At 64.1% G+C, this 20,976-nt stretch carries 21 protein-coding genes; 5 read left to right on the top strand and 16 right to left on the bottom strand.

Features of this window, described 5'->3' with window-relative positions; translation table 11 throughout:
• Positions 1 to 822 (bottom strand): PhzF family phenazine biosynthesis protein (locus tag AC1DJT_RS18425; protein ID WP_476834601.1); only part of this gene is annotated, 822 nt, incomplete at its 3' end.
• 81 nt (positions 823 to 903) lie between these two features.
• Between AC1DJT_RS18425 and AC1DJT_RS18420 the strand changes: the two genes are divergently transcribed.
• Complete coding sequence (locus AC1DJT_RS18420; protein WP_476769238.1) at positions 904 to 1,206, top strand: ArsR/SmtB family transcription factor; 303 nt, start codon at positions 904 to 906, stop codon at positions 1,204 to 1,206.
• A gap of 11 nt (positions 1,207 to 1,217) precedes the next feature.
• Here the strand turns inward: AC1DJT_RS18420 and AC1DJT_RS18415 are convergent, their stop codons facing one another.
• From AC1DJT_RS18415 to AC1DJT_RS18380, 8 genes are all read right to left on the bottom strand, one after another.
• On the bottom strand, positions 1,218 to 2,087 hold the full coding sequence (locus AC1DJT_RS18415) for a protein-L-isoaspartate O-methyltransferase family protein (RefSeq protein WP_476769237.1): 870 nt from the start codon (positions 2,085 to 2,087) through the stop codon (positions 1,218 to 1,220).
• 61 nt (positions 2,088 to 2,148) lie between these two features.
• Positions 2,149 to 2,532 (bottom strand): SUF system Fe-S cluster assembly protein, encoded by a 384-nt coding sequence (locus AC1DJT_RS18410; protein ID WP_441491787.1) that lies wholly within the window; start codon positions 2,530 to 2,532, stop codon positions 2,149 to 2,151.
• A 14-nt stretch (positions 2,533 to 2,546) separates the two neighbouring features.
• Positions 2,547 to 3,785, bottom strand: coding sequence for a cysteine desulfurase (locus AC1DJT_RS18405; RefSeq protein WP_441491788.1), 1,239 nt, complete (start codon positions 3,783 to 3,785; stop codon positions 2,547 to 2,549).
• Positions 3,786 to 3,787: 2 nt separating this feature from the next.
• Entirely contained in the window at positions 3,788 to 3,994 is a 207-nt protein-coding gene (locus tag AC1DJT_RS18400) for a tautomerase family protein (RefSeq protein ID WP_069880753.1), read from the bottom strand.
• A complete protein-coding gene (locus tag AC1DJT_RS18395; RefSeq protein WP_476834600.1) occupies positions 3,994 to 5,340 on the bottom strand; it encodes a SufB/SufD family protein in 1,347 nt (448 codons plus the stop codon). Before AC1DJT_RS18395 ends, AC1DJT_RS18400 begins: the two co-directional genes overlap by 1 nt.
• Entirely contained in the window at positions 5,340 to 6,092 is a 753-nt protein-coding gene (gene sufC, locus AC1DJT_RS18390; RefSeq protein WP_476834599.1) for a Fe-S cluster assembly ATPase SufC, read from the bottom strand. Before sufC ends, AC1DJT_RS18395 begins: the two co-directional genes overlap by 1 nt.
• Before the next feature lie 115 nt (positions 6,093 to 6,207).
• Positions 6,208 to 7,680 (bottom strand): Fe-S cluster assembly protein SufB, encoded by a 1,473-nt coding sequence (gene sufB, locus AC1DJT_RS18385; protein WP_476834598.1) that lies wholly within the window; start codon positions 7,678 to 7,680, stop codon positions 6,208 to 6,210.
• Positions 7,681 to 7,741: 61 nt separating this feature from the next.
• Positions 7,742 to 8,947 carry a cysteine desulfurase family protein gene (locus AC1DJT_RS18380; RefSeq protein WP_476769234.1) on the bottom strand — a complete coding sequence of 402 codons (1,206 nt, stop codon included), beginning with the start codon at positions 8,945 to 8,947 and terminating at the stop codon, positions 7,742 to 7,744.
• A 295-nt stretch (positions 8,948 to 9,242) separates the two neighbouring features.
• On the opposite strand from AC1DJT_RS18380, the gene AC1DJT_RS18375 reads away from it, so the two are divergent.
• Complete coding sequence (locus AC1DJT_RS18375) at positions 9,243 to 9,914, top strand: alpha/beta hydrolase (RefSeq protein WP_113515436.1); 672 nt, start codon at positions 9,243 to 9,245, stop codon at positions 9,912 to 9,914.
• Between the two features lie 136 nt (positions 9,915 to 10,050).
• Positions 10,051 to 11,295 (top strand): tyrosine--tRNA ligase, encoded by a 1,245-nt coding sequence (gene tyrS, locus AC1DJT_RS18370; RefSeq protein WP_441505562.1) that lies wholly within the window; start codon positions 10,051 to 10,053, stop codon positions 11,293 to 11,295.
• A gap of 43 nt (positions 11,296 to 11,338) precedes the next feature.
• Here the strand turns inward: tyrS and AC1DJT_RS18365 are convergent, their stop codons facing one another.
• Entirely contained in the window at positions 11,339 to 14,806 is a 3,468-nt protein-coding gene (locus AC1DJT_RS18365) for a hypothetical protein (protein WP_476834597.1), read from the bottom strand.
• A 237-nt stretch (positions 14,807 to 15,043) separates the two neighbouring features.
• Here AC1DJT_RS18365 and AC1DJT_RS18360 point away from each other — a divergent pair, with 237 nt between their 5' ends.
• Together AC1DJT_RS18360 and AC1DJT_RS18355 are read left to right on the top strand one after the other, a co-directional pair.
• A complete protein-coding gene (locus AC1DJT_RS18360) occupies positions 15,044 to 15,508 on the top strand; it encodes a peroxiredoxin (RefSeq protein ID WP_476769231.1) in 465 nt (154 codons plus the stop codon).
• Positions 15,509 to 15,608: 100 nt separating this feature from the next.
• Positions 15,609 to 16,922, top strand: coding sequence for a M23 family metallopeptidase (locus AC1DJT_RS18355; RefSeq protein WP_441491796.1), 1,314 nt, complete (start codon positions 15,609 to 15,611; stop codon positions 16,920 to 16,922).
• Positions 16,923 to 17,019: 97 nt separating this feature from the next.
• Here the strand turns inward: AC1DJT_RS18355 and AC1DJT_RS18350 are convergent, their stop codons facing one another.
• The 6 genes from AC1DJT_RS18350 to AC1DJT_RS18325 all read right to left on the bottom strand — a co-directional run.
• Positions 17,020 to 17,424: a DUF350 domain-containing protein gene (locus tag AC1DJT_RS18350; RefSeq protein WP_441491797.1), complete on the bottom strand. Its 405-nt coding sequence runs from the start codon at positions 17,422 to 17,424 to the stop codon at positions 17,020 to 17,022.
• 38 nt (positions 17,425 to 17,462) lie between these two features.
• Positions 17,463 to 18,338 (bottom strand): VOC family protein, encoded by an 876-nt coding sequence (locus AC1DJT_RS18345; RefSeq protein ID WP_476769229.1) that lies wholly within the window; start codon positions 18,336 to 18,338, stop codon positions 17,463 to 17,465.
• A gap of 73 nt (positions 18,339 to 18,411) precedes the next feature.
• On the bottom strand, positions 18,412 to 19,578 hold the full coding sequence (locus AC1DJT_RS18340) for a glutathionylspermidine synthase family protein (RefSeq protein WP_476769228.1): 1,167 nt from the start codon (positions 19,576 to 19,578) through the stop codon (positions 18,412 to 18,414).
• 1 nt (position 19,579) lies between these two features.
• The gene (locus AC1DJT_RS18335; protein WP_441505557.1) at positions 19,580 to 20,191 is read right to left on the bottom strand and encodes a DUF1190 domain-containing protein; all 612 of its coding nucleotides are present in this window, start codon (positions 20,189 to 20,191) and stop codon (positions 19,580 to 19,582) included.
• A gap of 12 nt (positions 20,192 to 20,203) precedes the next feature.
• Positions 20,204 to 20,605, bottom strand: coding sequence for a DUF350 domain-containing protein (locus AC1DJT_RS18330; protein ID WP_476769227.1), 402 nt, complete (start codon positions 20,603 to 20,605; stop codon positions 20,204 to 20,206).
• A gap of 115 nt (positions 20,606 to 20,720) precedes the next feature.
• Positions 20,721 to 20,976, bottom strand: a 256-nt coding sequence (locus tag AC1DJT_RS18325) for a glutamine amidotransferase-related protein (RefSeq protein ID WP_476834596.1), incomplete at its 5' end; no start/stop codon positions are given.

Here is a 20,976-nt window from a genome sequence, read left to right as displayed (position 1 = left end):
CTCACTGCGCCGCGCCGTCAATTGCAGCAGACTCGGGCGCCCCATCTCGACGCCCTGGGTGAGTTCGAAGCGTGCACTCTCGCCATCACCAAGCGATAGCAGCAACGCTGCCAGCGTGGCACTCGCCGAACCCGTTGCCGGGTCCTCCCATGTACCGGCCAATGGCGCAAACATGCGGGCGCGGATGCTCTCCCCATCACGCACATAGAGGAAGAGCGATAACCGCTTCTCCAGCTCCGGGTGCGCTGCTTCAAGCGCCCGGAACGATGCGAGATCGGGAACGGCCCGTGACAGAGCCTCCGCCTTCACTTCGGTCAGCACGAAGCGCACGCCGACCGAGGCTTGGAGYGGCTGGTGCGACGCGACCACCACATCCGAGGGATTCAGACCGGCACAGGCGGCAATCCCGGCAACGGGGAGCGTGATGCCTGTCGAGAGCGGCTGCGGCGCAGCGATCGTGGCGCCCGTCACCGTGCCATTGGGATCTCGCTCAACCTTCACCTCGACGAGGCCCGCGATTTCCTCGAAAAGAAGCACGCCATCGCGGTCGTGGCCATGCCGCGCCAGCACACAGGCCGTACCCACGTTGGGATGGCCCGCAAAGGGCATTTCGCCGGTGCGGTGGAAGATGCGGACACGTGCGGTATGAGCCGAATCGTCTGGCGGCAGCACGAAGGTCGTCTCGCTKAGATTCATCTCCGCGGCCAAGGACTGCATCTGCGCGTCCGACATGCCCCGAGCATCGGTGAAAACGGCCAGCGGATTTCCGCCAAAGCGACGGTCCGTGAAGACATCGACGGTTTCGAAGGGGTAGGACGGCATGGCGGCTCCGATCGACGCTGGAATCCGATGGCTCAGAGGGATTCCTCTTGCCATGAATTAGGGATTTGGCAAAGTGCCAGAATGAACCCGGCTGACCTGTTCCGCGCGCTCGCCAATGAGCGCCGCCTCCAGATCCTGGATTGGCTGAAGGATCCGCGCGCGCATTTTCCGCCACAGGTCGACGGAGATCTGGTCGAGGATGGGGTTTGCGGGGTCTTCATCGCCGAGAAGCTCGGTATCAGCCAGCCGACGCTGAGCGAACACATGAAGGTTCTCGTGCGGGCCGGGCTGGTGACGCCGAGGCGGATCAGGCAATGGACCTTCTACCGGCGCAATGAGGAGCGCATCTGCGCTGCCAAGGCAGCGATGCTCGCAGAGCTTTAGCTCGGCGGAGATCAGTGCTCCTTCGTGGCGGTGTCGTAGCTCAGGCTCCAGCCATTGCCCTGCAGCCAGAGCCGCGCAGAGGATTTTTCGTCGCCGCGCCTGAGGCTGCGCACGAATTCCGCATCTCCGCCGCCAAAGGCCGCCCACAGGGCCGCCTGCTCGGCCGGCGTCCCGGCAAGGGCGCCTTCAGCGCAGACGAAGGATGCCATTCCGAGCCAGGAGACGCTGAAGCCCTCGCCCTGAGGTTCAACCAGGTAGCCCGCACCGCGAAAGGAATGTCGCCCTCTCCTGCCCCTTGCATCGACCGGCCCGGGCACGCCAAGCGGAAAGATCAGCCGGCCACCGGGCGCGAGGCGATCGAGCCATGCCTCGGCAGGGCGGGCGGCGGCGAAATTGACATAGATGCAATCGACCGGCTCGCGCGGCCATTCGGCGCCGTCGCCCTTGACGACCGTGACCGAGGGCTGGTCCGACAGATTGGCGGCGGCACGCTCGGCCAAGACCGGATCGTACTCGACCGCCAGCACCTGTCCCGCGGGGCCGACAAGCTGCGCCAGGATTGCCGTATAATATCCGGTGCCAGCACCGATATGGACGACGCGCTCGCCCGCACGCGGCCTCAGCGCATTCAGCCAATGGGCATGCAGGCTTGGGCTGCCGTTGTTGACGCCGCGCTCCGGCGCCAAGGCGATCAGGACATCCTGATAGACGACGGTCGGATCACTGGATGTCAGGATCGCATAGCTGCCGCCGCGCGACATATGCCATGGCGGCGGGCCGATGAAGCACTCGCGCGCGACTGCCGCAAAGGCGCTCTCGAGCGCAGGATTATCGGCGACGCCGACGCTGGCGAGCATCTGCCGGGCATATGCGCGCCGCACGATCGCGAGCTCCCGCTCGTTCGTCCTGCGCTGTCCCGGCACGGAAGCCCGCCTGCCCTTGTCACCACATGTCGAGCGCTACTCTGGCCTCGTCCGACATCCGGGACTGGTCCCAGGGCGGATCGAAGGTCATGCTCACCGTCACCGCAGCGACGCCGGGCACGGCGCTCACCGCGTTCTCGACCCAGCCGGGCATCTCGCCGGCAACCGGGCACCCTGGCGCGGTCAGAGTCATGTCGATCGCGACCTGGCGGTCATCGGCGATATCGACCCGGTAGATCAGGCCGAGCTCATAGATGTCAGCCGGAATCTCCGGATCGTAGACCGTCTTCAGCGCTGCAACGATATCGTCGGTGAGACGATCGATCTCCTCCGGCGGCAGGCCCGAGCTCGCGCCCATGCTGGGGGCGTTCGGCTTCAGCTCTTCGGTGGCGCTCTCACTCATCACAACAATCCCGTTCAGGCGAAAAGGCTCTCGGCCTTCCGCAACGCCTCGACCAGATGGTCGACTTCTTCCAGCGTATTGTAGAGGCCGAAAGAAGCCCTGCAGGTCGACGTCACTCCATATCGGGCCAGAAGCGGCATCGCGCAATGGGTACCGGCCCTGACTGCGACACCTGCGCGGTCGATCACGGTCGCAACGTCATGCGCATGCGCGCCCTTCAACTCGAAGGAGACGATCGCACCCTTGTTCGCAGCCCTGCCGAATATCCGGATCGAGTTCATCTCGCCGAGCCGCTGCATGGCATAGCTGGTGAGCTTGGCCTCGTGGGCGGCGATATTCTCGCGCCCCAGCGCCATCATGTAGTCGAGCGCGGCACCGAGCCCCACGGCCTCGACGATCGCCGGCGTCCCCGCCTCGAAGCGATGCGGAGGGTCGTTATAGGTGATCGCGTCCTCGCTGACGGTGACGATCATCTCGCCGCCGCCCTCATAGGGGGGCAGCTTTTCCAGCCATTCGCGCTTGCCCCAGAGGACGCCGGAGCCAGTCGGTCCATAGGTCTTGTGGCCGGTGAAGCAGTAGAAATCGCAGCCGAGGGTCTGCACGTCGACCGGCAGATGCACCGCGCTCTGGCTGCCATCCACGACCAGCGGAATCCGATAGGCCTGACAGATGGCAGCAACCTCGGCGATCGGAACGATCGTGCCGATCGCATTCGACATATGGGTCAGTGCCACGATCTTGGTGCGCGGCGAGATCAGCTTCTCGAATTCCTCGATGAGGAAATTGCCGTCCTCGTCGATCGGCGCCCATTTGATCACCGCCCCATGCCGCTCGCGCCAATAGTGCCAGGGCACGATGTTGGAATGGTGCTCCAGGATCGAGAGAATGATCTCGTCGCCCTCCTGGATGCCGAGATGGCGCCCGAGAGACGAGGCAACGAGATTCAGCGCGCCGGTCGAGGACCGGGTGAAGATGATCTCTTCGAGATGGGCGGCATTGAGGAAGCGGCGCGCGCTTTCGCGCGCCGCCTCATAGGCCTCRGTCGAAGCGTTGGCGAGGTAGTGCAGCCCGCGATGGACATTGGCATAGTCCTCGCGCATCAGCCGGCTCATCGCATCGATGACGACATTCGGCTTTTGCGCCGAGGCCGCATTGTCGAGATAGACCAGCGGCTTGCCGTAGACCTCCCGGCTCAGGATCGGGAAATCCCGGCGGATCGCCGCAACGTCATAAGGCTTCACCGGCGCATTCATGGTCAGGCCTTTCCAGGATTGCTTGGCCTGTCGGCGACGAGCACGCCGGCATGGCCCCAGTCCTCGCGCTCGATCTCCTGGATCACGATATGGGTGTTGTCCGGGTTCTTGCCGAGCACGCGGACAAGGGTCTGCGTGAACTCCTTGACGATCTCGGCCTTCTGTTCACGGGTCGCACCCTTGGTGATCTGGAGATTGACGTATGGCATCAGGCTGCCTTCTCGGCTGTGTGCTCGCGGTTGGCGAGCCAACCTTCGACTTCGCCCATGATCAGGTCGCGCAACGCCTCGTCGGCAACGAACTCGACCGCCTCGCCGGCAAAGGCCTGCAGAACCAGCGCCTCGGCCTGAGGCCGCGGCAGGCCGCGCGCCATCAGATAGAAGAGCTGCTCGCCATCGATCTGCGCCACGGTGGCGCCATGGCCGCAGACCACGTCGTCGGCGAAGATCTCGAGCTCGGGCTTGTTGAACATGGTCGCGCCGTCGTTCAGGAGCAGCGCATTGCTCTTCATGCTGCCATCGGTCTTCTGCGCATGCTGACGCACGATGACCTTGCCCTGGAAGACGCCGGTGCCTTCGCCGCCAATGATCGACTTGAACAGCTCGCGGCTGGTGCCGTGAGGGACTTCATGGTCGACCACGAGCGTGACGTCGGAATGCTCCTGGCCACCGAGCAGGTTGACGCCGCGTAGCCCGACCTCAGTGTGCTCTCCGGCATAACGCACGAAATGCTGCTGACGCACCGTGCCCGCATTGAAGATCAACGCGAAGGAGTCGAACCTGGCATGGGCGCCAACAGTCGCGAGCAGGCTCAGTACCTGCACAGTCTCGGCCGGCTGGCGCGTCACGAGCCGGATGTGCTGGATCTCGCTTTCGTCGCCGGCTTCGAAGACGATCGCCGTGTTGATCTGCGCAGCTTTCGCCCCGACGCTCTCGCTGATCTCGACGATCGAGCCMTTGACGCCCTTGCCGGCAAGCACGACCGAGCGGCTGAAGATCGCCTGCTCGTCTTCGCCGGAGGCGAGCGAGATGATCGCGATCGGCGCGGCGAGTTCGGTGCCTTCCGCGATCTCGACCAGGACACCGTCACGCATCAACGCCGTGTTGAGCATCAGGCCGGTATCGCCTTCCGCGACGCCGGGACCGGAGAGGATCCGCGTCAGATCCTCGCGTGGCGAAACCAGCGCGTCGGCCAGGGCATGAACCGTGACGCCCTCGGGCAAGGCAGCGAGGCCCGAAAGCTCGGCATTGAAGGCGCCGTCGATCAGGACGAGCCTGAGACCGTCCAGCTCCAGCGTGGAAAGACGGTCGCGCACGGCCTGGGTTGCAGCATTGCCGCCGGCGAGAGGCTTCGCCTCGCGCAGCATCATGCGCAGATCCGTATAGCGCCAGGCTTCGAGGCGGCGATGCGGCAGGCCCTTGGCCTCGAAGCCGGCGAAGGCATCTTCGCGCAGCTTGCGAACCGGCCCGGCTCCCGGCAGCTCAGCCTTCACATTGGCGAACTGCTGGGCGAGGACCTGCTCGGCCGCGGTCTTCAGCGGGGTGACGATGGCCATCAGGCGGCCTCCCCATAGGCTGCGTAACCGCTCTTCTCGAGCTCCAGGGCCAGTTCCTTGCCGCCGGTGCGGACGATGCGGCCCCTGGCCATGACATGCACGGTGTCGGGCACGATGTGCTCGAGCAGGCGCTGGTAGTGGGTGATCACCAGGAAGCCGCGGCTCTTGTCGCGCAAGGCATTGACGCCTTCGGCAACGATGCGCAGCGCGTCGATGTCTAGGCCGGAATCGGTCTCGTCAAGGATGCACATGGAGGGCGCGAGCAGCGCCATCTGCAGGATCTCCATGCGCTTCTTCTCACCGCCGGAGAAGCCGACATTGAGCGGGCGGCGCAGCATTTCACGATTGATGCCAAGGCCATCAGCTGCAGCGTTGACGCGCTTGATGAAGTCTGGCGTCAGCAGTTCGCCCTCGCCGCGAGCCCTGCGCTGCGCGTTCATCGCCGCCTTCAGGAAGGTCATGGTGGCGACGCCGGGGATCTCCAGCGGATACTGGAAGGCCAGGAAGATGCCGGCGGCGGCGCGGGCATCGGCCTCCATCTCCAGCACGTTCTCGCCATTCAGCAGGATCTCGCCGTCGAGGACCTCATAGTCCTCCTTGCCGGCGATGACATAGGACAGGGTCGACTTGCCGGAGCCGTTCGGCCCCATGATGGCAGCGACCTCGCCGTCATTCACGGTGAGGTTCAGGCCGTTCAGGATCTGGGTGTCCTCGTCGGCGATCTTGACGGTCAGGTTGCGGATTTCGAGCATTGGTCAGAGTTCCGGTTTCTGCCGCGTCGCGCTCGGTCTTGTGCCAAGCATCCGCGGCTGGTGTCTGTTCAAGAAGGGCGTGGCTGGTCTGGACATGCCAGACCATGATGTCGCGCTAGCCGACGGAGCCTTCGAGCGAGATGGTGATGAGCTTCTGCGCCTCGACGGCGAACTCCATCGGGAGTTGCTGCAGCACCTCCTTGACGAAGCCGTTGACGATCAGCGCCACCGCCTCCTCCTCGGAGAGGCCGCGCTGCTGGCAATAGAAGAGCTGATCCTCACCGATCTTCGAGGTCGTCGCCTCATGCTCGAAGATCGCGGTGGCGGTCTTCGCCTCGATATAGGGGATCGTGTGCGCGCCGCACTGGTCGCCGATCAGCAGCGAATCGCAGTTGGTGAAGTTGCGCGCGCCCGTCGCCTTGCGATGCGCCGAGACCATGCCGCGATAGGTCGAGTCCGACTTTCCCGCCGCGATGCCCTTGGCGATGATCTTCGAGGTGGTGTTGCGGCCGAGATGAATCATCTTGGTGCCGCTATCGACCTGCTGCATGCCGTTCGACACGGCGATCGAGTAGAACTCGCCGCGCGAGCCGTCGCCGCGCAGGATGCAGGACGGGTATTTCCAGGTGATGGCGGAGCCGGTCTCGACCTGCGTCCACGAGATCTTCGAGTTCTTGCCACGGCAATCGCCGCGCTTGGTGACGAAGTTGTAGATGCCGCCCTTGCCCTCGGCATCGCCGGGGAACCAGTTCTGCACGGTCGAGTACTTGATCTCGGCATCATCGAGCGCGATCAGCTCGACCACCGCCGCGTGGAGCTGGTTCTCGTCGCGCTTCGGCGCCGTGCAGCCTTCGAGATAGCTCACATAGGAGCCCTCTTCGGCGATGATCAGCGTGCGCTCGAACTGGCCGGTGTTCTGCTCGTTGATGCGGAAATAGGTCGACAGCTCCATCGGGCAGCGCACGCCCTTGGGGATGTAGACGAAGGAGCCATCGGTGAAGACCGCACTGTTCAGCGTGGCGAAGTAGTTGTCGGTCACCGGAACGACGGTGGCGAGGTACTTCTTGACGAGCTCGGGATGCTCCTGGATCGCCTCGGAGATCGAGCAGAAGATCACGCCGGCCTCGGCCAACTCCTTCTTGAAGGTGGTGACAACCGAAACGGAGTCGAAGACCGCATCGACCGCAACGCGGTTCTCCGGCGCGACGCCAGCGAGAATCTCCTGCTCACGGAGCGGAATACCGAGCTTCTTATAGGTCTCAAGGATCGCCGGATCGACCTCGTCGAGCGATTTCGGCTGCGCGCCCATCTTCGGCGCGGCGTAGTAATAGATGTTCTGATAATCGATCGGCGGGTAGTTGACGCGCGACCAAGTCGGCTCCGTCATCGTCTTCCAGCGCCGGAAGGCATCCAGCCGCCATTCCAGCATCCATGCCGGCTCGTTCTTGCGCGCCGAGATGTAGCGGACCGTGTCTTCGGTCAGCCCCTTGGCGGGMTTATCGACTTCGATCTCGGTGACGAAGCCGTATTTGTACTCGGTCACGTCAATCGACTTGACCTGATCAATGGTCTCCTGGACCGCTGCCATATTCAGTCTCCAGTCGCGGGTTCAAGGCCCGCCGGTTCTTTCAAGATAGTCGCCGGAACAGTCAGGCCGCCGCCTGCCTCTCCCGACCGGTTTTCGCGGCAAGCGCCTTCGCGTATGCCGCAAGGAAATGAGCGATATCGGCCTCGGAAGTGGTCCATCCCAGGCTCGCCCGCAAGGCCCCTGCACTCATGACAGGGTCGACGCCCATGGCATCCAGGACATGCGAGCGCTTGACCTTGCCCGAGGAGCAGGCCGAGCCGGACGAGAGCGCTATGCCAGCGAGATCCAGCATGATCAACGCCGTTTCCGCCTTGATCCCCGGCGTCGCGAAGGCGCTGGTATTCGGCAGACGCGGAGCAGCGCCACCGAACAGGACCGTTTCCGGTGCGAGCGCAAGGATTCCAGCTTCCAGCGTGCTGCGGAGGCTCGAAAGCCTGGTTGCCTCTGTCGCTATTGCCCTGCCGGCGATCTCGGCAGCAATGCCGAAGCCTACGATGCCGGGAACGTTTTCGGTGCCGGCACGCCAGCCACGCTCCTGCCCACCACCGCGAACCGGCTTGTCGGCGAGTTCGTAGGCACCACTGCGGAGGACGATGGCGCCAACTCCCTTCGGACCACCGATCTTGTGCGCAGACAGCGCCAGAACATCTGCGCCCAATGCGTTGATATCGATAGAAATTTTGCCGGCGGCCTGAACCGCGTCGCAGTGCAGCAGCGCGCCGTAGCGCCTGGCAATGACCGTTGCTTCGGCAATCGGTTGAATGACGCCGGTTTCGTTATTCGCAAGATGCAGCGAAACCAGCGCCCGCGCGCCGGGTTGCTCGCTGGCCAATTTCTGCAGCCGCGCCTCGAGCCAGGCCAGATCGGCAACCCCCGTGGCATCGACCGGGATGGCTTCCGCCGCACCACCTGCGAAGCGATGACCGTCGCGGACGCAGGCATGCTCGGTCGCGCCATAGAGCAGAAGCGAGCCCGGCACGCGGATGCAATCGCGTCCGCCACTGCATTCCATCAACCCCGGCGAAAGCACCGTGGCATTAGCCTCCGTACCGCCGCTGGTGAAAACGACGTTAGCCGGGCTGGCACCGCAAAGGCGTGCGACCTGTTCCCGTGCCTTCTCGACAGCAGCCCGCGCCAGCCTGCCCTCACCGTGGACGGAGGATGGATTGCCGGGCATGCGCAACGCGGCCAGCATCGCCTCCGCCACGTCCGGGCGAACCGGCGTGGTGGCGTTGTGGTCGAGATAGCTGCGGGCTGACCCGGTCACGTTTGCGAAGCTCCGATCCAGCGGCGGCCTGGCCGGCACGAAATGCTTGAAATTGCACCCCTGCGCCGTGCTATAGCCGCCCATCCAACCGGCCGTGTTCCGGGACCGCAGGTTCGCCAAAACGGCAAACCGCTCGTTTGTTCCGGTCTTGTTCACGGCTGTTAGAACTATTCTAAGCGCTTGATGTAGGGCGCGAGCGGCAGGTCCGTCAAGGGCAGCGGGACATTTTGGACGGCAGTTTGCCGCCGATTTGCCGGTTGCGCGCGGCTCTGCCCCAACAAAAGGCGAGTGTGATATGCCCGAGGTGATTTTCAACGGACCGGCCGGACGGATCGAAGGTCGCTACCAGCCCGCAAAGAAGAAGGGCGCCCCGCTCGCCATCATCCTGCACCCGCACCCTCAGTTCGGCGGCACGATGAACAACCAGATCGTCTACAATCTGTTCTACACGTTCGTGAACCGGGGCTTTTCGGCGCTGCGCTTCAACTTCCGCGGCGTCGGCCGCAGCCAGGGCCATTTCGACCATGGCGCCGGTGAACTGTCGGACGCCGCCGCTGCGCTGGACTGGATGCAGGCGCTGAACCCCGAGGCCAAGAGCTGCTGGATCACCGGCGTCTCCTTCGGCGCCTGGATCGGCATGCAGCTCCTGATGCGCCGCCCGGAGATCGAGGGCTTCATGTCGATCGCCGCGATGGCGAACCGCTATGATTTCTCCTTCCTGGCGCCCTGCCCTTCCTCCGGATTGTTCGTGCACGGTTCGGAAGACCGCGTGGCGCCGGTCAAGGAGGTCATGGCCGTGATCGAGAAGGTGAAGACCCAGAAGGGCATCCAGATCGAGCACGCCGTCGTCGAGGGCGCCAACCACTTCTTCGATGGTCGCGTCGACCAGCTGATGGAGGCGGTCAGCCTCTATCTCGACCGGAAGGTCGGCCCCGAGATCAGCAAGGCCGAACAGGAACAGGTCTGAATTCAGCCCTCATCCCTGGGAGCCCGCGAAGCGGCATCCCGAAGGGCGCTCCAGCGCATACTGGAGACATCCTTCGGGACGCAATCCGCGGTTGCTCCTCGGGGATGAGGTCGCATTATGCAAACGAGCTTTCGCCATGACGACTTTCAAATCCGATCTTCTGCGCGTTCTCTCCGAGCGCGGCTATGTTCATCAGATCTCCGATCCGGAAGGGCTTGATGCGGCTGCGCTGAAGGGGCCGATCAGCGCCTATATCGGCTTCGACGCGACCGCGACGTCTCTTCATGCGGGCTCGCTCATCCAGATCATGATGCTGCACTGGATGCAGGAGACCGGTCACAAGCCAATCGCACTGATGGGCGGCGGCACCACGATGGTGGGTGACCCGTCCTTCAAGGACGAGGCGCGCAAGCTGCTCACGGTCGAAGACATCGAGCGCAATCTGGCGGGTATCCGTAAGGTTTTTGCCCGCTATCTCGACTTCGATGGCGCAGCAAGCATGATGAACAATGCCGACTGGCTGCTGGGGCTCAATTATCTCGAGTTCCTACGCGATGTCGGCCGTCACTTCTCGGTCAACCGCATGCTGTCCTTCGACAGCGTGAAGACGCGGCTCGACCGCGAGCAGTCGCTGTCCTTCCTCGAATTCAACTACATGATCCTACAGGCCTACGACTTCGTGGAGCTGAACAAGCGCACGGGCTGCGTGCTGCAGATGGGCGGCTCCGACCAGTGGGGCAATATCATCAATGGCATCGACCTCGGCCACCGCATGGCGAATGTGCAGCTCTATGCGCTGACGTCGCCGCTGCTGACGACGGCCTCGGGCGGCAAGATGGGCAAGACCGCCAATGGCGCCGTCTGGCTCAATGCCGATCTGATGAGCCCCTATGAGTTCTGGCAGTTCTGGCGCAATACCGAGGACGCCGATGTCGAGCGCTTCCTGAAGCTCTACACCAAGCTCCCGATGGACGAGATCGCCCGTCTGGCAGCCCTCGGCGGTTCCGAGATCAACGACGCCAAGAAGGTACTCGCGACGGAGGCCACCGCATTGCTGCATGGCCGCGAGGCTGCGGAAGCGGCCTTCGAGACGGCGCGCCGGACCTTTGAGGAGGGCACGCTCGCAGAGGACCTCCCGAGCGTCGGAGTCTCGCGGACCGCTCTCGACGCAGGTCTCGGCGTCCTGACCGCCTTCGTCACCGCCGGCCTGGTGCCTTCGACCGGCGAAGCCCGCCGGCAGGTCAAGTCCGGTGGCCTTCGCGTCAATGACGAGGTCGTCACCGATGAGCGCGCGGCGCTCGGGGCAGGCCATCTCTCGCCGGAGGGCGTGATCAAGCTCTCCTTCGGCCGCAAGAAGCACGTCCTGCTGCGGCCGGAATAGACGCCCCCAAGTCGCGACACCAAGTCGCGGCGCCGAGCCAGGCTCAGCGCTGGGCTTGGCTCGGCGCAGGGACCGGTAGCCTGGCGGGGCGCTCCAGAGGGGCGCCCCCGAGCGGATCGACGAAACGACGCAGGATGCCGGGCGCAATCGCGGAGAGCGGATTGATCGACATGGTCGGCGCGCTGGCAGATCCCGATATCCGGAAATTCAGGGCGAACAAGCCGCCATACTGACCTCCGCCGAGGATCATTCCGACGACCGGCACCTKCGCGAAGGCGTTGTTGAAGGCATAGCTCGGCACGAAGGTGCCGCCGATATCGACCTTGTCGCGGCCGTAATCGACATTCCCCTGAAGCGTGAACCCGATCTGCTGACCCCAGATCACCATGTCCGAGACATCCAGGCGGCTGGCAGAACGGGTGAATTCTGCCCTCAGCTTGGTGAAGGCGACCTCGCTGGCGTCGATGCGTCCTCCCGCTCCGCCAACGCGATCGCCGGACAGGGCCGTCACTGCCTGCTCTCCGAGGACCCGCCGCAACGCCGGTTCGTCGCGCACGACGAAGTTGCGGAAGAGCAGCTCTCCGCTTTGGCGCGTGTCGCCCGGGCCCAGCGTCAGCACCAGATCGCCGCCGTGAGCCCGACGGTAGAAGTCAAAGAAGCGCAGCACCGAGCCGCCATTCTCCGACTGCAGGACAAGTGTGCCGGCGCCCTCACCTTGACGGGCCTGCCTTGCGGAAACGCTTGCCCGGCCGATACGACCGTCGAAACTCAGGGAGCGTAGGTCACCATTTCGCTTCGAGAACTTCAGCACTCCGTTGCCGATCGCCTCGTTGTTGAATCCGGTCAGGATCGGCACGTCGAGATCGACGTCGACATCGTTGCCGCGCGCGGCGTTCTTGTCGCCTCGCGCCGTCGGAGCCGCGCCGACCTGCAGGTCACGAATGAAGGGCCGTACATCGGCAACCTGCCCGCGGATCACCAGCTTCGTTACCGTTCCGTCACGCTTGGCCTCGACCTTGAGATTGTCGCCGGGGGATATCCGAAACTGCGAGAGGCTGGCCCCCTCGAACCCACTCTGCTTGTTGAGCTCGATCTTGCCACGGATCAGGACCGGCGACGCATCGAGCGTGAAATCATCKAGATCGGGACCATCGGCATCGACCAAGTAATTGAAGGTCGCCCGCCCCGCCCGCCCGGCGGGCTTGGCGAATCCGGGGATCACTCCGTCGATCGCCGTCTTGGTCAGATCGAGTTCGACACGCGGAGCGATTTCCGCACCCTTGCCAAGCTGTTTCGATACCTTGACCTGCACGGGGCCGTTGACGCCGAGCTCCGGCCCGAAGCCGCGCTTCTGGCGGGCAGCGTTGTCGAGCGTGAAGGCGAGCGTCGCCTCGCCCTGTCCCTTCGTGTTCTGGCGGATCTCCATCTGCGCGCGTTCGCCGCCGACGCGGCCTTCGCCCCGGATCGAAAGGCCAGTTCGATCGAACCCGACCGTGAAATTGGCCGCTTCGAGCTTCTCGGTGGCGAGCAATGTATCCGAGGCAATGTTGGAGAGCGTGCCGGAGCTCTGGACCACGACATCGGAAGGCTGGATATCGTCGGCCATCGGCAAGGTGATGACGGTCTTCAGGTCACTGCTGCCCCGAATCGAGGCCGGATCACCTGCTCCGGGATTGAACTCCTTGAGCGCCGGAAAGGTGAAGAGTGCCGCAACCGCGTCAGCCGGCCCGACGGAGCGGAAGCCGATCTTGGCCTGGGGACGCGGCGCCCAGGTATCGAGAATGCCAAAGCTGCCTTCGCTCAACGCGAGCTTTCGGCCATCACGCAGATCGGCTGTCGCCTTCGGGATGGTGAGCTGGACCGTCCGGCCGGTCGCGGTGCCGCTGACCGTGCCGTCGATCAGCGGCGGCAAACCGGGGCCCGGCAGATAGCGCACATTCGTCGCGTCCACCGTTACGAGCAGCGCCTTGTCGGGCATGCCTGCACCTTGCAGCATTCGGGCGTGATCTTCTGCCGGCAGGTCGACCTTGACATCCACCGCAGTGAGACGGCCTGCGGCCACCTCCCGGCTCAGCGAAGCGTGCAGATGGGGCGCAGTCCACTCCGGCCAGATTGCAAGGGCGGCCCGCGCGTCAGAATCCGTCGCCCGGATCCAGAACTGCTGATAGGGCGATTCGCCCCGCTTCTGCACAAGCCCGGTCATGTCGACCGCGATCAGCGGGCCGCGCAGTGAGAAACTCTCGATACGGACTTCCCCGGCCGAGCTKTCGAGGACGATGCCGCTCTGAATGCTGTCGATGGCGACCGCCGGATCCGAACCGACCCCGGCTATCTGTCCCTTGGCATCCAGCCCCACGCGCCAGACACCATTCTCTCCCCGCAAGCTGCCGGAACCACGCAGAACCGTCGGACCAGCCTTGAACTCCGCCGAGGTCACACGGAGATCAGCCAGCCCCGTTCCGCTCTCCAACTCGACATGGGCAGTATCGACCGAGATCGGTGCGACCGGGCTGTCGCGAAACGTGATCGTGCCAGGAAGGATGTCGAAGCGCGCCGACATCTTGCTTTCGCCGCCCGGGCGCTGAGCCAGGGAAATCTTGCCCTTCATCGGCAGCCCGTTGATCGCGACACTGGACGTGCCCACGGCGAGAGCAACAGCCTCGGCGGGCTCGAAGCGAACGACATCGATCTCCGCCCGCCGCGTTCCATCCGGATCGGCCGACAGGTCGATAGCGAGTTCCTTCCAGCGCGAGCCGGTCCGGCCCTTCATCGTGAGGCGGCTGACTCCGTTGCCGACACGCGACAATCTGATGTCGACATCCTCGAGACTGGTCCTCTGTCGACCATCGGGATCGACCAGTGCCAGCCTCGCTCCGCGCATGCCTGCCGTTTCGAGCGCGCCGAGAAGACCGTCTCCGGCTGCGACCGTCGCGACGGCCTCCATGATGTTGGTAAAGACGTTCCAATGGCTGGCATCTGGAATGGCGGGCGGCTGCACCACCGGTTCCGGGGGGGCCGCATCCGCATTCACGATCAATGCGCYGTCATGATTGACACCGAGACGCATGTTGACGCCACGCAGGTCGACCGACACCAGCCGGATTTCGCCGCGCAGCAGCGCCAGCGGCACATAGCCGAGCACGGCCTCCGGCGCACGGAAGGCCGCACCGCTACGGTGACGGAACGAAACCTGCCTAACCCGGAGCTGGGCACGCCCGTCGATCCGGCTGAGCTCTGCGCTGCCAGCCTCAACCTGCCAGTCAGGACCGAGCCGTTCTGCAATCGCGGCCGAGATGCGGCCCTCCAGGCCCGAGAGCGGAATCATCCCGGTGACCAGCAGAGCGCCAGCCGCGCCCGCCAGCGTCACCACAGCGACAGCCACCGCCACCACGATCGTGACAAGCCCAGCCTTCGCGCGCCGCGCGACCGCAGCAACCTCGTCGCAGGTCGTGCTTTCGGGTGCCACAACCCGCGGCGGCTCCTGACTGACCTTGTCGTTACCTTCGTTCACCAAGGACTTTCGCGTTCTGAAAGGGGCCGAAATGCGACTTCGGTCCGGCTTCACCAGATTCTATGAGTCTTCGCCGGCTCTGAATGGCCGTATGCGGGTTACACGGATGTTGCGGCCAGACTAACCGATTCGGCTTCTGCTCCATCCAGGCTGGCTGGCGCATGAACGGGCGGCACACCCTGCCCATCGATTCCGTGCGCTCCTTGCAGCGCGATCGCGACGAAAGGAAGGCAATTCATGGGCTTGCAGGTGGGCGATCTCGCACCCGAATTCACATTGCCAAGGGATGGCGCAGGCACGATCTCGCTCGCGGACCTTAGGGGACGCAAGATCGTACTCTATGCCTATCCAAAGGACGATACCGAGAGCTGCACAAAGCAAGCCATTGCCTTCAATGGCTTGCATGCGGAGTTTGCCGCAGCTGGGGCCGATATCGTCGGGATCTCTCCCGATCCGATCAAGCGTCACGATCGCTTCAAGCAGAAATATGCCCTCACCTTCCCGCTTGTCGCAGATGAAGCCCGCGCGGTGCTCGAGAACTACGGCATCTGGGTCGAGAAGAGCATGTATGGCCGCAAGTATATGGGGGTGGAGCGAACCACCTTTCTGATCGACCAGGACGGCCGCATCGTGCGGATCTGGCCCAAGGTAAAGGTCGCCGGCCATGCCGAAGAGGTGCTGGCGGCCGTTCGGGAGATGTGACACTCGCCGCAGAATGCTGAGCCGGCGCTGGCGATTTGCAAAGGATTAACCCTAACAAGGTCTACTCGCATCATCGGCAGCGTTACATCCGGTTTTGCGTATGACTCATCCCGCCTCGCCTGGCCCGGCCCTTCCCGTCACGGGACTGGCCTCACACAAGAGCTACACGATCCGCCGTTCGACGGCCTTCGCGGGCCTCTCGCTTCTGGCCCTTACGACCGCCTGGGGCGGTGTGACCGGCTGGTACATCCTCAGCAAGGACGATATCGCGGCGCGGCTGATCGCCCGCGAAACCACCCGGCAATATGCCTATGAAGACAGGATCGCGGCGTTGCGCGCCGATATCGACCGGCTCGCCAGCCGCGCCCTGCTCGATCAGGATGGCGTCGAGGCTCGTGTCGACGAACTGGCCACGCGTCAGGCCGAGCTGGAGAGCAAGCAGGCCCTGGTCGCTGCCGTCACCGAAACTCTGCAGGCCGGCGGCATTGCATCGCCTGCAAAGGTTCCACTGCGTTCACGCCTGATCAAGGCGGAGGAACCGATCCGCGCCTCCAGCGTCTCAAGCTTCGCGCCGATCACCTCAAGCAAGCCGATGCCCGCTCCCGACGCTCCCGGGCTCCGCAGCTCGGAAGAGCACAAGAGCGTCCCCTGGCAATCGGGCGAGGCGGAGGAAGCTCCGCAAGCACCCGCGCAACGCGTCGCAGAATCGCTCACCAGGCTTGACCAGTCGCTGTCGGAGACCGCGACGGCGCAACTCGCCGCGCTACGCCATATGGAACAGTCGCTCGCCGAATCTCAGAAAACACTGCGCGGGGCGCTGGCGGAGACCGGGCTCGACACCGACAAGCTTGCCGCCACGACGACGATCGCCAAGGGTGTCGGCGGCCCCTTCGTCCCCTTCAAGGTCGATGCGTCCGCCGGTCCCTTCGAGGCCACATTGAGCGCCCTGCAACCGCGCATATCGGCGGTCTACCGGCTGCGCGGTCTTGTCGAGCAATTGCCCCTTCGCAAGCCGATGCAGGGCGAAGTCGACATGACCTCGAACTATGGCTATCGCGTCGACCCGTTCACCCGCAGCCCGGCGATGCATACCGGCATCGACTTCCGCGCCGAAACCGGCACGCCGATCCGCGCCACCGCGCCCGGCAAGGTTGTCTCAGCTGAATATACCGGCGGCTACGGAAACATGGTCGAGATCGAGCATGCGGGCGGCATCACCACGCGCTATGCTCACATGTCTGCCATCAGCGTTTCGGCCGGACAAATGGTGACGAGCGGGACCGTGGTCGGCAAGGTCGGCACGACCGGGCGCTCGACCGGCCCACATCTGCATTACGAAACCCGGATCGAGGGCGAGCCCATCGACCCAACGCGCTTTGTCCGCGCCGGGAGCAAGCTCGCCAACCAGCTCTAAAGCATCGGCCCGAAAAGTGGATTGCGGTTTTCGGGTGAGCCGATGCAATCAAGGAGGGCTAGCCCATCGGACTGGATATAAAATCCGGTCTGATATGCTAGAAAGTCATCGTCGCCGCGTTGATGACGCCGGCCGCAAGCGAGGCGGCACCCAGGAACAGTGCGGCGGCCAGCTCACCGGCAGCGATCCGCGCTGACAGGTTGGGCAGCACGAGCCTGACCAGGAAATAGACCAGCAATTGCACCACGAGGGCGACAATGCCCCAGACCACGAGGTCGATGATCGTCGTTGCATGGACCACGGCGCTCGACAGCGGCAGAGCAAAACCCGTGAGACTCAGCCCCAGCGAGAGTGCCGCAGCAACGTTGTTGCGGCGGATCAGGCCGAATTCATTATGCGAGGTCGCCAGGGTGTAGATCAGCAGATAAACGGCGACGAGCCCAAGCGACGCTGAAAAGAAAAGTGCAAAATCCGGCAGTCGCGCCAAAGCTTGGCCKAGCATCGTCATCCCCTAAGTGATTCTGTGCGCGATCCTGCGCTTCAGTTCGCCTCGAACGCAACCATGCAACCCATGGCGGTGCTGGCCGGCACGACGATGCAACCACCGATCTGTCGCCACTCGACCTCAGCCGCGTCCAGAACCCCACGCACCCCATCGAGATCCTTCACCGCGACCGCGAATCCGGCGAAATGCGGATCCTTTCTCCCCTCCTCGACGCCGAAGAGCTGGTAGGCGGCATGCGGCGTCAGAATATCGACGCGGCCGCGCGGAAGGGCAGCGCTGATGCCGAGCGAATTGGATTTCAGACTGCGCTCGCCAGTGAAGGCCGAAAGGAAAACGTGGTGGTCGGTCGGGTTCTCCGCGACCATGACGGCAGAGGCCAATGCCTGTACGCCGTTCTGATGCTGCTGGAAGGCCGGATTCCAGAAATTCTGCGGCTCGTGCTGCTGGCAGACGAAGAAACCGCAAGCGGGCGCCGATGCGTTGCGGGCAAAGGCCAGCGAAAAGGCGACGCGGACCTCGTTGCCATCAGGACTGCGCGCCTGACGCTCAAAGAAAAACGGCTCGTAGTCGCCGAGGCCGGCTGCTTCGAAAATCTGCGCATCCGCCTTCGCATCGCGACTTTCGAGAACCAGCATCGACAGGCCTTCTGCCCGGGCGAGCTGATCGCGGACGAAGGCTCCGAAGGAAAAGCGCCGATGGGCATGGGGTGGAATGGCCCCGGAGTCGCCGATCGTGATCAGCTCCAGGAAGGCCCCCGGAAACTGGACGATGCGGTTCTCCGTGCCCCAGGGATGTCGATTGCGGGCTCCAACCCTGAAGCCCATCTTCGCATAGAGTTGGCCGGCAGCATCGAGGTCACGCACGCCGATGACGAGATGATCGAGGCCACGTGGCCGATTGGGCTGGGACATGTCGCGAATCGCCGTTGCTCAGGCCGCGCGTTGCGGTCTCAGGCGCCGGCTGTAGCAAGCTTTGCCGAAGCGGTCACGGCTCGATGTAATGCGGCACGAAGCGCGACGTATTCTTGGTGATCGGCGTCACATCCTCCCGGATGCACAGCCCGCAAGGCTGCGAGGCGACGAGCCATGAACCCAGCACGGCATGATACCCGGCGAAGGAGGCGAGCGCTGCAGCATCCTGAAGGATGAAACCCTCCGCCCCATAGGGACCGTCATCGCTGTCCAGCACCGTTCCGCGTTCGACCAGCGTGATGTTGGCGCCCTCGCGCGAATAGAGAGGCTTGCGGACATAGCGGGGATTGAGCTCCGCGCAACGCGGATCGCCCTCGAAGAAGGCGGGCAGCAGATTCGGGTGGCCGGGCTCCATCTGCCAGAGGCAGGCAAGCAGGCCCTTGTTGGAGAGAAGGGCCTTCCAGGGCGGCTCGATGAACTGGCAGCGCGAGCCGGCCAGAGCATCCGCGTAGCTCTCTCGGAAGAGCCACTCCCAGGGATAGAGCTTGAACAGTGTCTCGATCGGCAGATTGGCTCCGTCGCAGAACCGTCCGTCGGGAAGCAGTCCGATCTCCTCGATGAAGGTGAAACGCGCGTCGAGGCCGGCCTGCACAGCACAATCCTTGAGATAGTCGACGGTGCCCTTGTCTTCATTGCTGTTCTGGACGCAAGTCAGATGCAGTCGATAGGGCGATGGCTCGCGCAGGGCAGCAAAGGCCGCGATCAGTCGTTCGTGCAGCGAGTTGAACTGATCGCTATCCGGCGGGAGGGCACCCCGTGCCATGGCTTGCTCAAGCCAGTCCCATTGAACGACGCTCGATTCGAACAGTGCGGTGGGCGTATCCGCATTATATTCCAGCAGCTTGGCCGGCCCGCTGCCGTCATAGGCAAGATCGAGCCGGCCATAGAGGTTGCGATCGCCGCGCTGCCAGCTGTCGCGGATCAGTGGCCAATGCGGCGGCGGAATTGCGAGCCGGGTCAGGATCTCCTCGTCGGCGATCGCGCGTTCGACGAAAGCGAAACAAAGCTGTTCGATCTCGCCTGTCGGCGCTTCGATATCGCGCTCGATCTCCTCGAGCGTAAAGGCGTAGGCAGCGCTCTCGTCCCAATAGGTCTCGCCGTCGAGCGTGTGGAAAGCGAAGCCCAGACGCTCGACCTGAGCCTGCCAATTCCGACGAGGTGAGAGTTCAACCCGCCGCATCTCAGGACGACGAAGAGGAACTGTAGGAGCGGGAGGTCGAGCCGAAACCGCCGCGAGAGGCAGCGCTTGGCATGCTGGCGACCCCGGTCGACGAGACATTGCGCGCGACCAGCGCCTGTCCCGCGGTTGTCGAATAGGCGCGTGAACTCCCGACTCGGCCGCCTCCCCCTCCGGAGGACGATGACGACGAGGACCGGGCCTGCTGACATTCCTCGGCCACACTGCCAGGCGGGCAGGCCTGACGCGTCGGCGGCAGGAGCGGCCGGGCTGCACCACCACCGCTCTGCGCGAAGCTGCGCGCCAGCATGATTCCGGCAAGCGCCGGAACAACGACCTGCGCGCCGTTCCAAACCGCGCTCTGACAGGAGCCGGAGCCATACTCGGCTTCGCATGCGCTGGGGCTGGTGAACTTCTTCGCGTCGCGGAGTTGATTTGCGGAGGCTTCGTTGAAGCGCTGCTCACATTGGCTGCCGGACATCTGCCCGGCGGCGCGACAATCGGCGAGCGAGTTATAAACGAGGGTATCCTCCACATCGTCTTCCGAGCGCGGCCACGCTATCGCGACCAGCACCACCCCCACTGCGGCCAATCCGATCTGCGAGGAGCGTTTCATGACCGCCTCCCCTCAAACCGTCATGCTGGCGGCCGCCAGCGTGCCGCTGATCACCGCGATCACCGCCAGCATTGCGGCGGACGGGAGGCGATCCTCCTGGATCTTCTTCGAGAGGTCAGGGATCAGGACGCGGGCGAGCCCATAGGCCGCGAACTGGATCAGCATCGCGGCAAGCGCCCAGAGCACGCAGTCCGCAATGCTGCTCGCCTGAGCGATCGCCCTTTCGAGCGGGATCGAGAAGCCGGCGAGATTGCCGCCTAGTGCTATCGCAGCGGAGAGATTGCCTGCCCGGATCAGTGCGATTTCGTCATGCGCGGTCAATCGCATATAGATGAGAGCGAAACCCGTGATCAGCGCCGATCCGATCACGAAATACAGCAAAAAAGCCGGCAAACCGGCCATCGAGACAGCCATATCGCTCCCCCCGAGTCGCAACGCGACTATAAGCCGCCAGCGCGGCTGCACCAGCGGCTTGTCGGAGGTATCCAGGCACTTGATCAGGCGGGCAGCTCGCGCCGCCCGGTTCGGATCAGACCAGGCGGCTCTGCACCACCGCCGCCTCGACGAAGCTGGSGAAAAGCGGGTGAGGCTCGAATGGCCGCGACTTCAGCTCGGGATGATACTGCACGCCGATGAACCAGGGATGGTCGGGATATTCGACCGTCTCGGGCAGAAGCCCGTCTGGCGAAACACCGCAGAACTTCAGGCCATTTGCCTCAAGCCGCTCGCGATAGCCCATGTTGACCTCGTAGCGGTGGCGATGGCGCTCGGAAATCTCGGTCGAA

Source organism: Allobosea sp. 05T422_2 (assembly GCF_056396265.1).
The sequence above is the reverse complement of the archived record's forward strand: the minus strand, read 5'-3'. Positions and strand labels throughout refer to the sequence as shown.

Coding starts and splice junctions, on each gene's coding strand:
- AC1DJT_RS18360 (WP_476769231.1), top strand. CDS start 15,044: ATGGGCTTGCAGGTGGGCGATCTCGCACCCGAATTCACATTGCCAAGG.
- tyrS (WP_441505562.1), top strand. CDS start 10,051: ATGACGACTTTCAAATCCGATCTTCTGCGCGTTCTCTCCGAGCGCGGC.
- AC1DJT_RS18355 (WP_441491796.1), top strand. CDS start 15,609: ATGACTCATCCCGCCTCGCCTGGCCCGGCCCTTCCCGTCACGGGACTG.
- AC1DJT_RS18340 (WP_476769228.1), bottom strand. CDS start 19,578: ATGCGGCGGGTTGAACTCTCACCTCGTCGGAATTGGCAGGCTCAGGTC.
- AC1DJT_RS18335 (WP_441505557.1), bottom strand. CDS start 20,191: ATGAAACGCTCCTCGCAGATCGGATTGGCCGCAGTGGGGGTGGTGCTG.
- AC1DJT_RS18420 (WP_476769238.1), top strand. CDS start 904: ATGAACCCGGCTGACCTGTTCCGCGCGCTCGCCAATGAGCGCCGCCTC.
- AC1DJT_RS18330 (WP_476769227.1), bottom strand. CDS start 20,605: ATGGCTGTCTCGATGGCCGGTTTGCCGGCTTTTTTGCTGTATTTCGTG.
- AC1DJT_RS18345 (WP_476769229.1), bottom strand. CDS start 18,338: ATGTCCCAGCCCAATCGGCCACGTGGCCTCGATCATCTCGTCATCGGC.
- sufC (WP_476834599.1), bottom strand. CDS start 6,092: ATGCTCGAAATCCGCAACCTGACCGTCAAGATCGCCGACGAGGACACC.
- AC1DJT_RS18375 (WP_113515436.1), top strand. CDS start 9,243: ATGCCCGAGGTGATTTTCAACGGACCGGCCGGACGGATCGAAGGTCGC.
- AC1DJT_RS18400 (WP_069880753.1), bottom strand. CDS start 3,994: ATGCCATACGTCAATCTCCAGATCACCAAGGGTGCGACCCGTGAACAG.
- AC1DJT_RS18410 (WP_441491787.1), bottom strand. CDS start 2,532: ATGAGTGAGAGCGCCACCGAAGAGCTGAAGCCGAACGCCCCCAGCATG.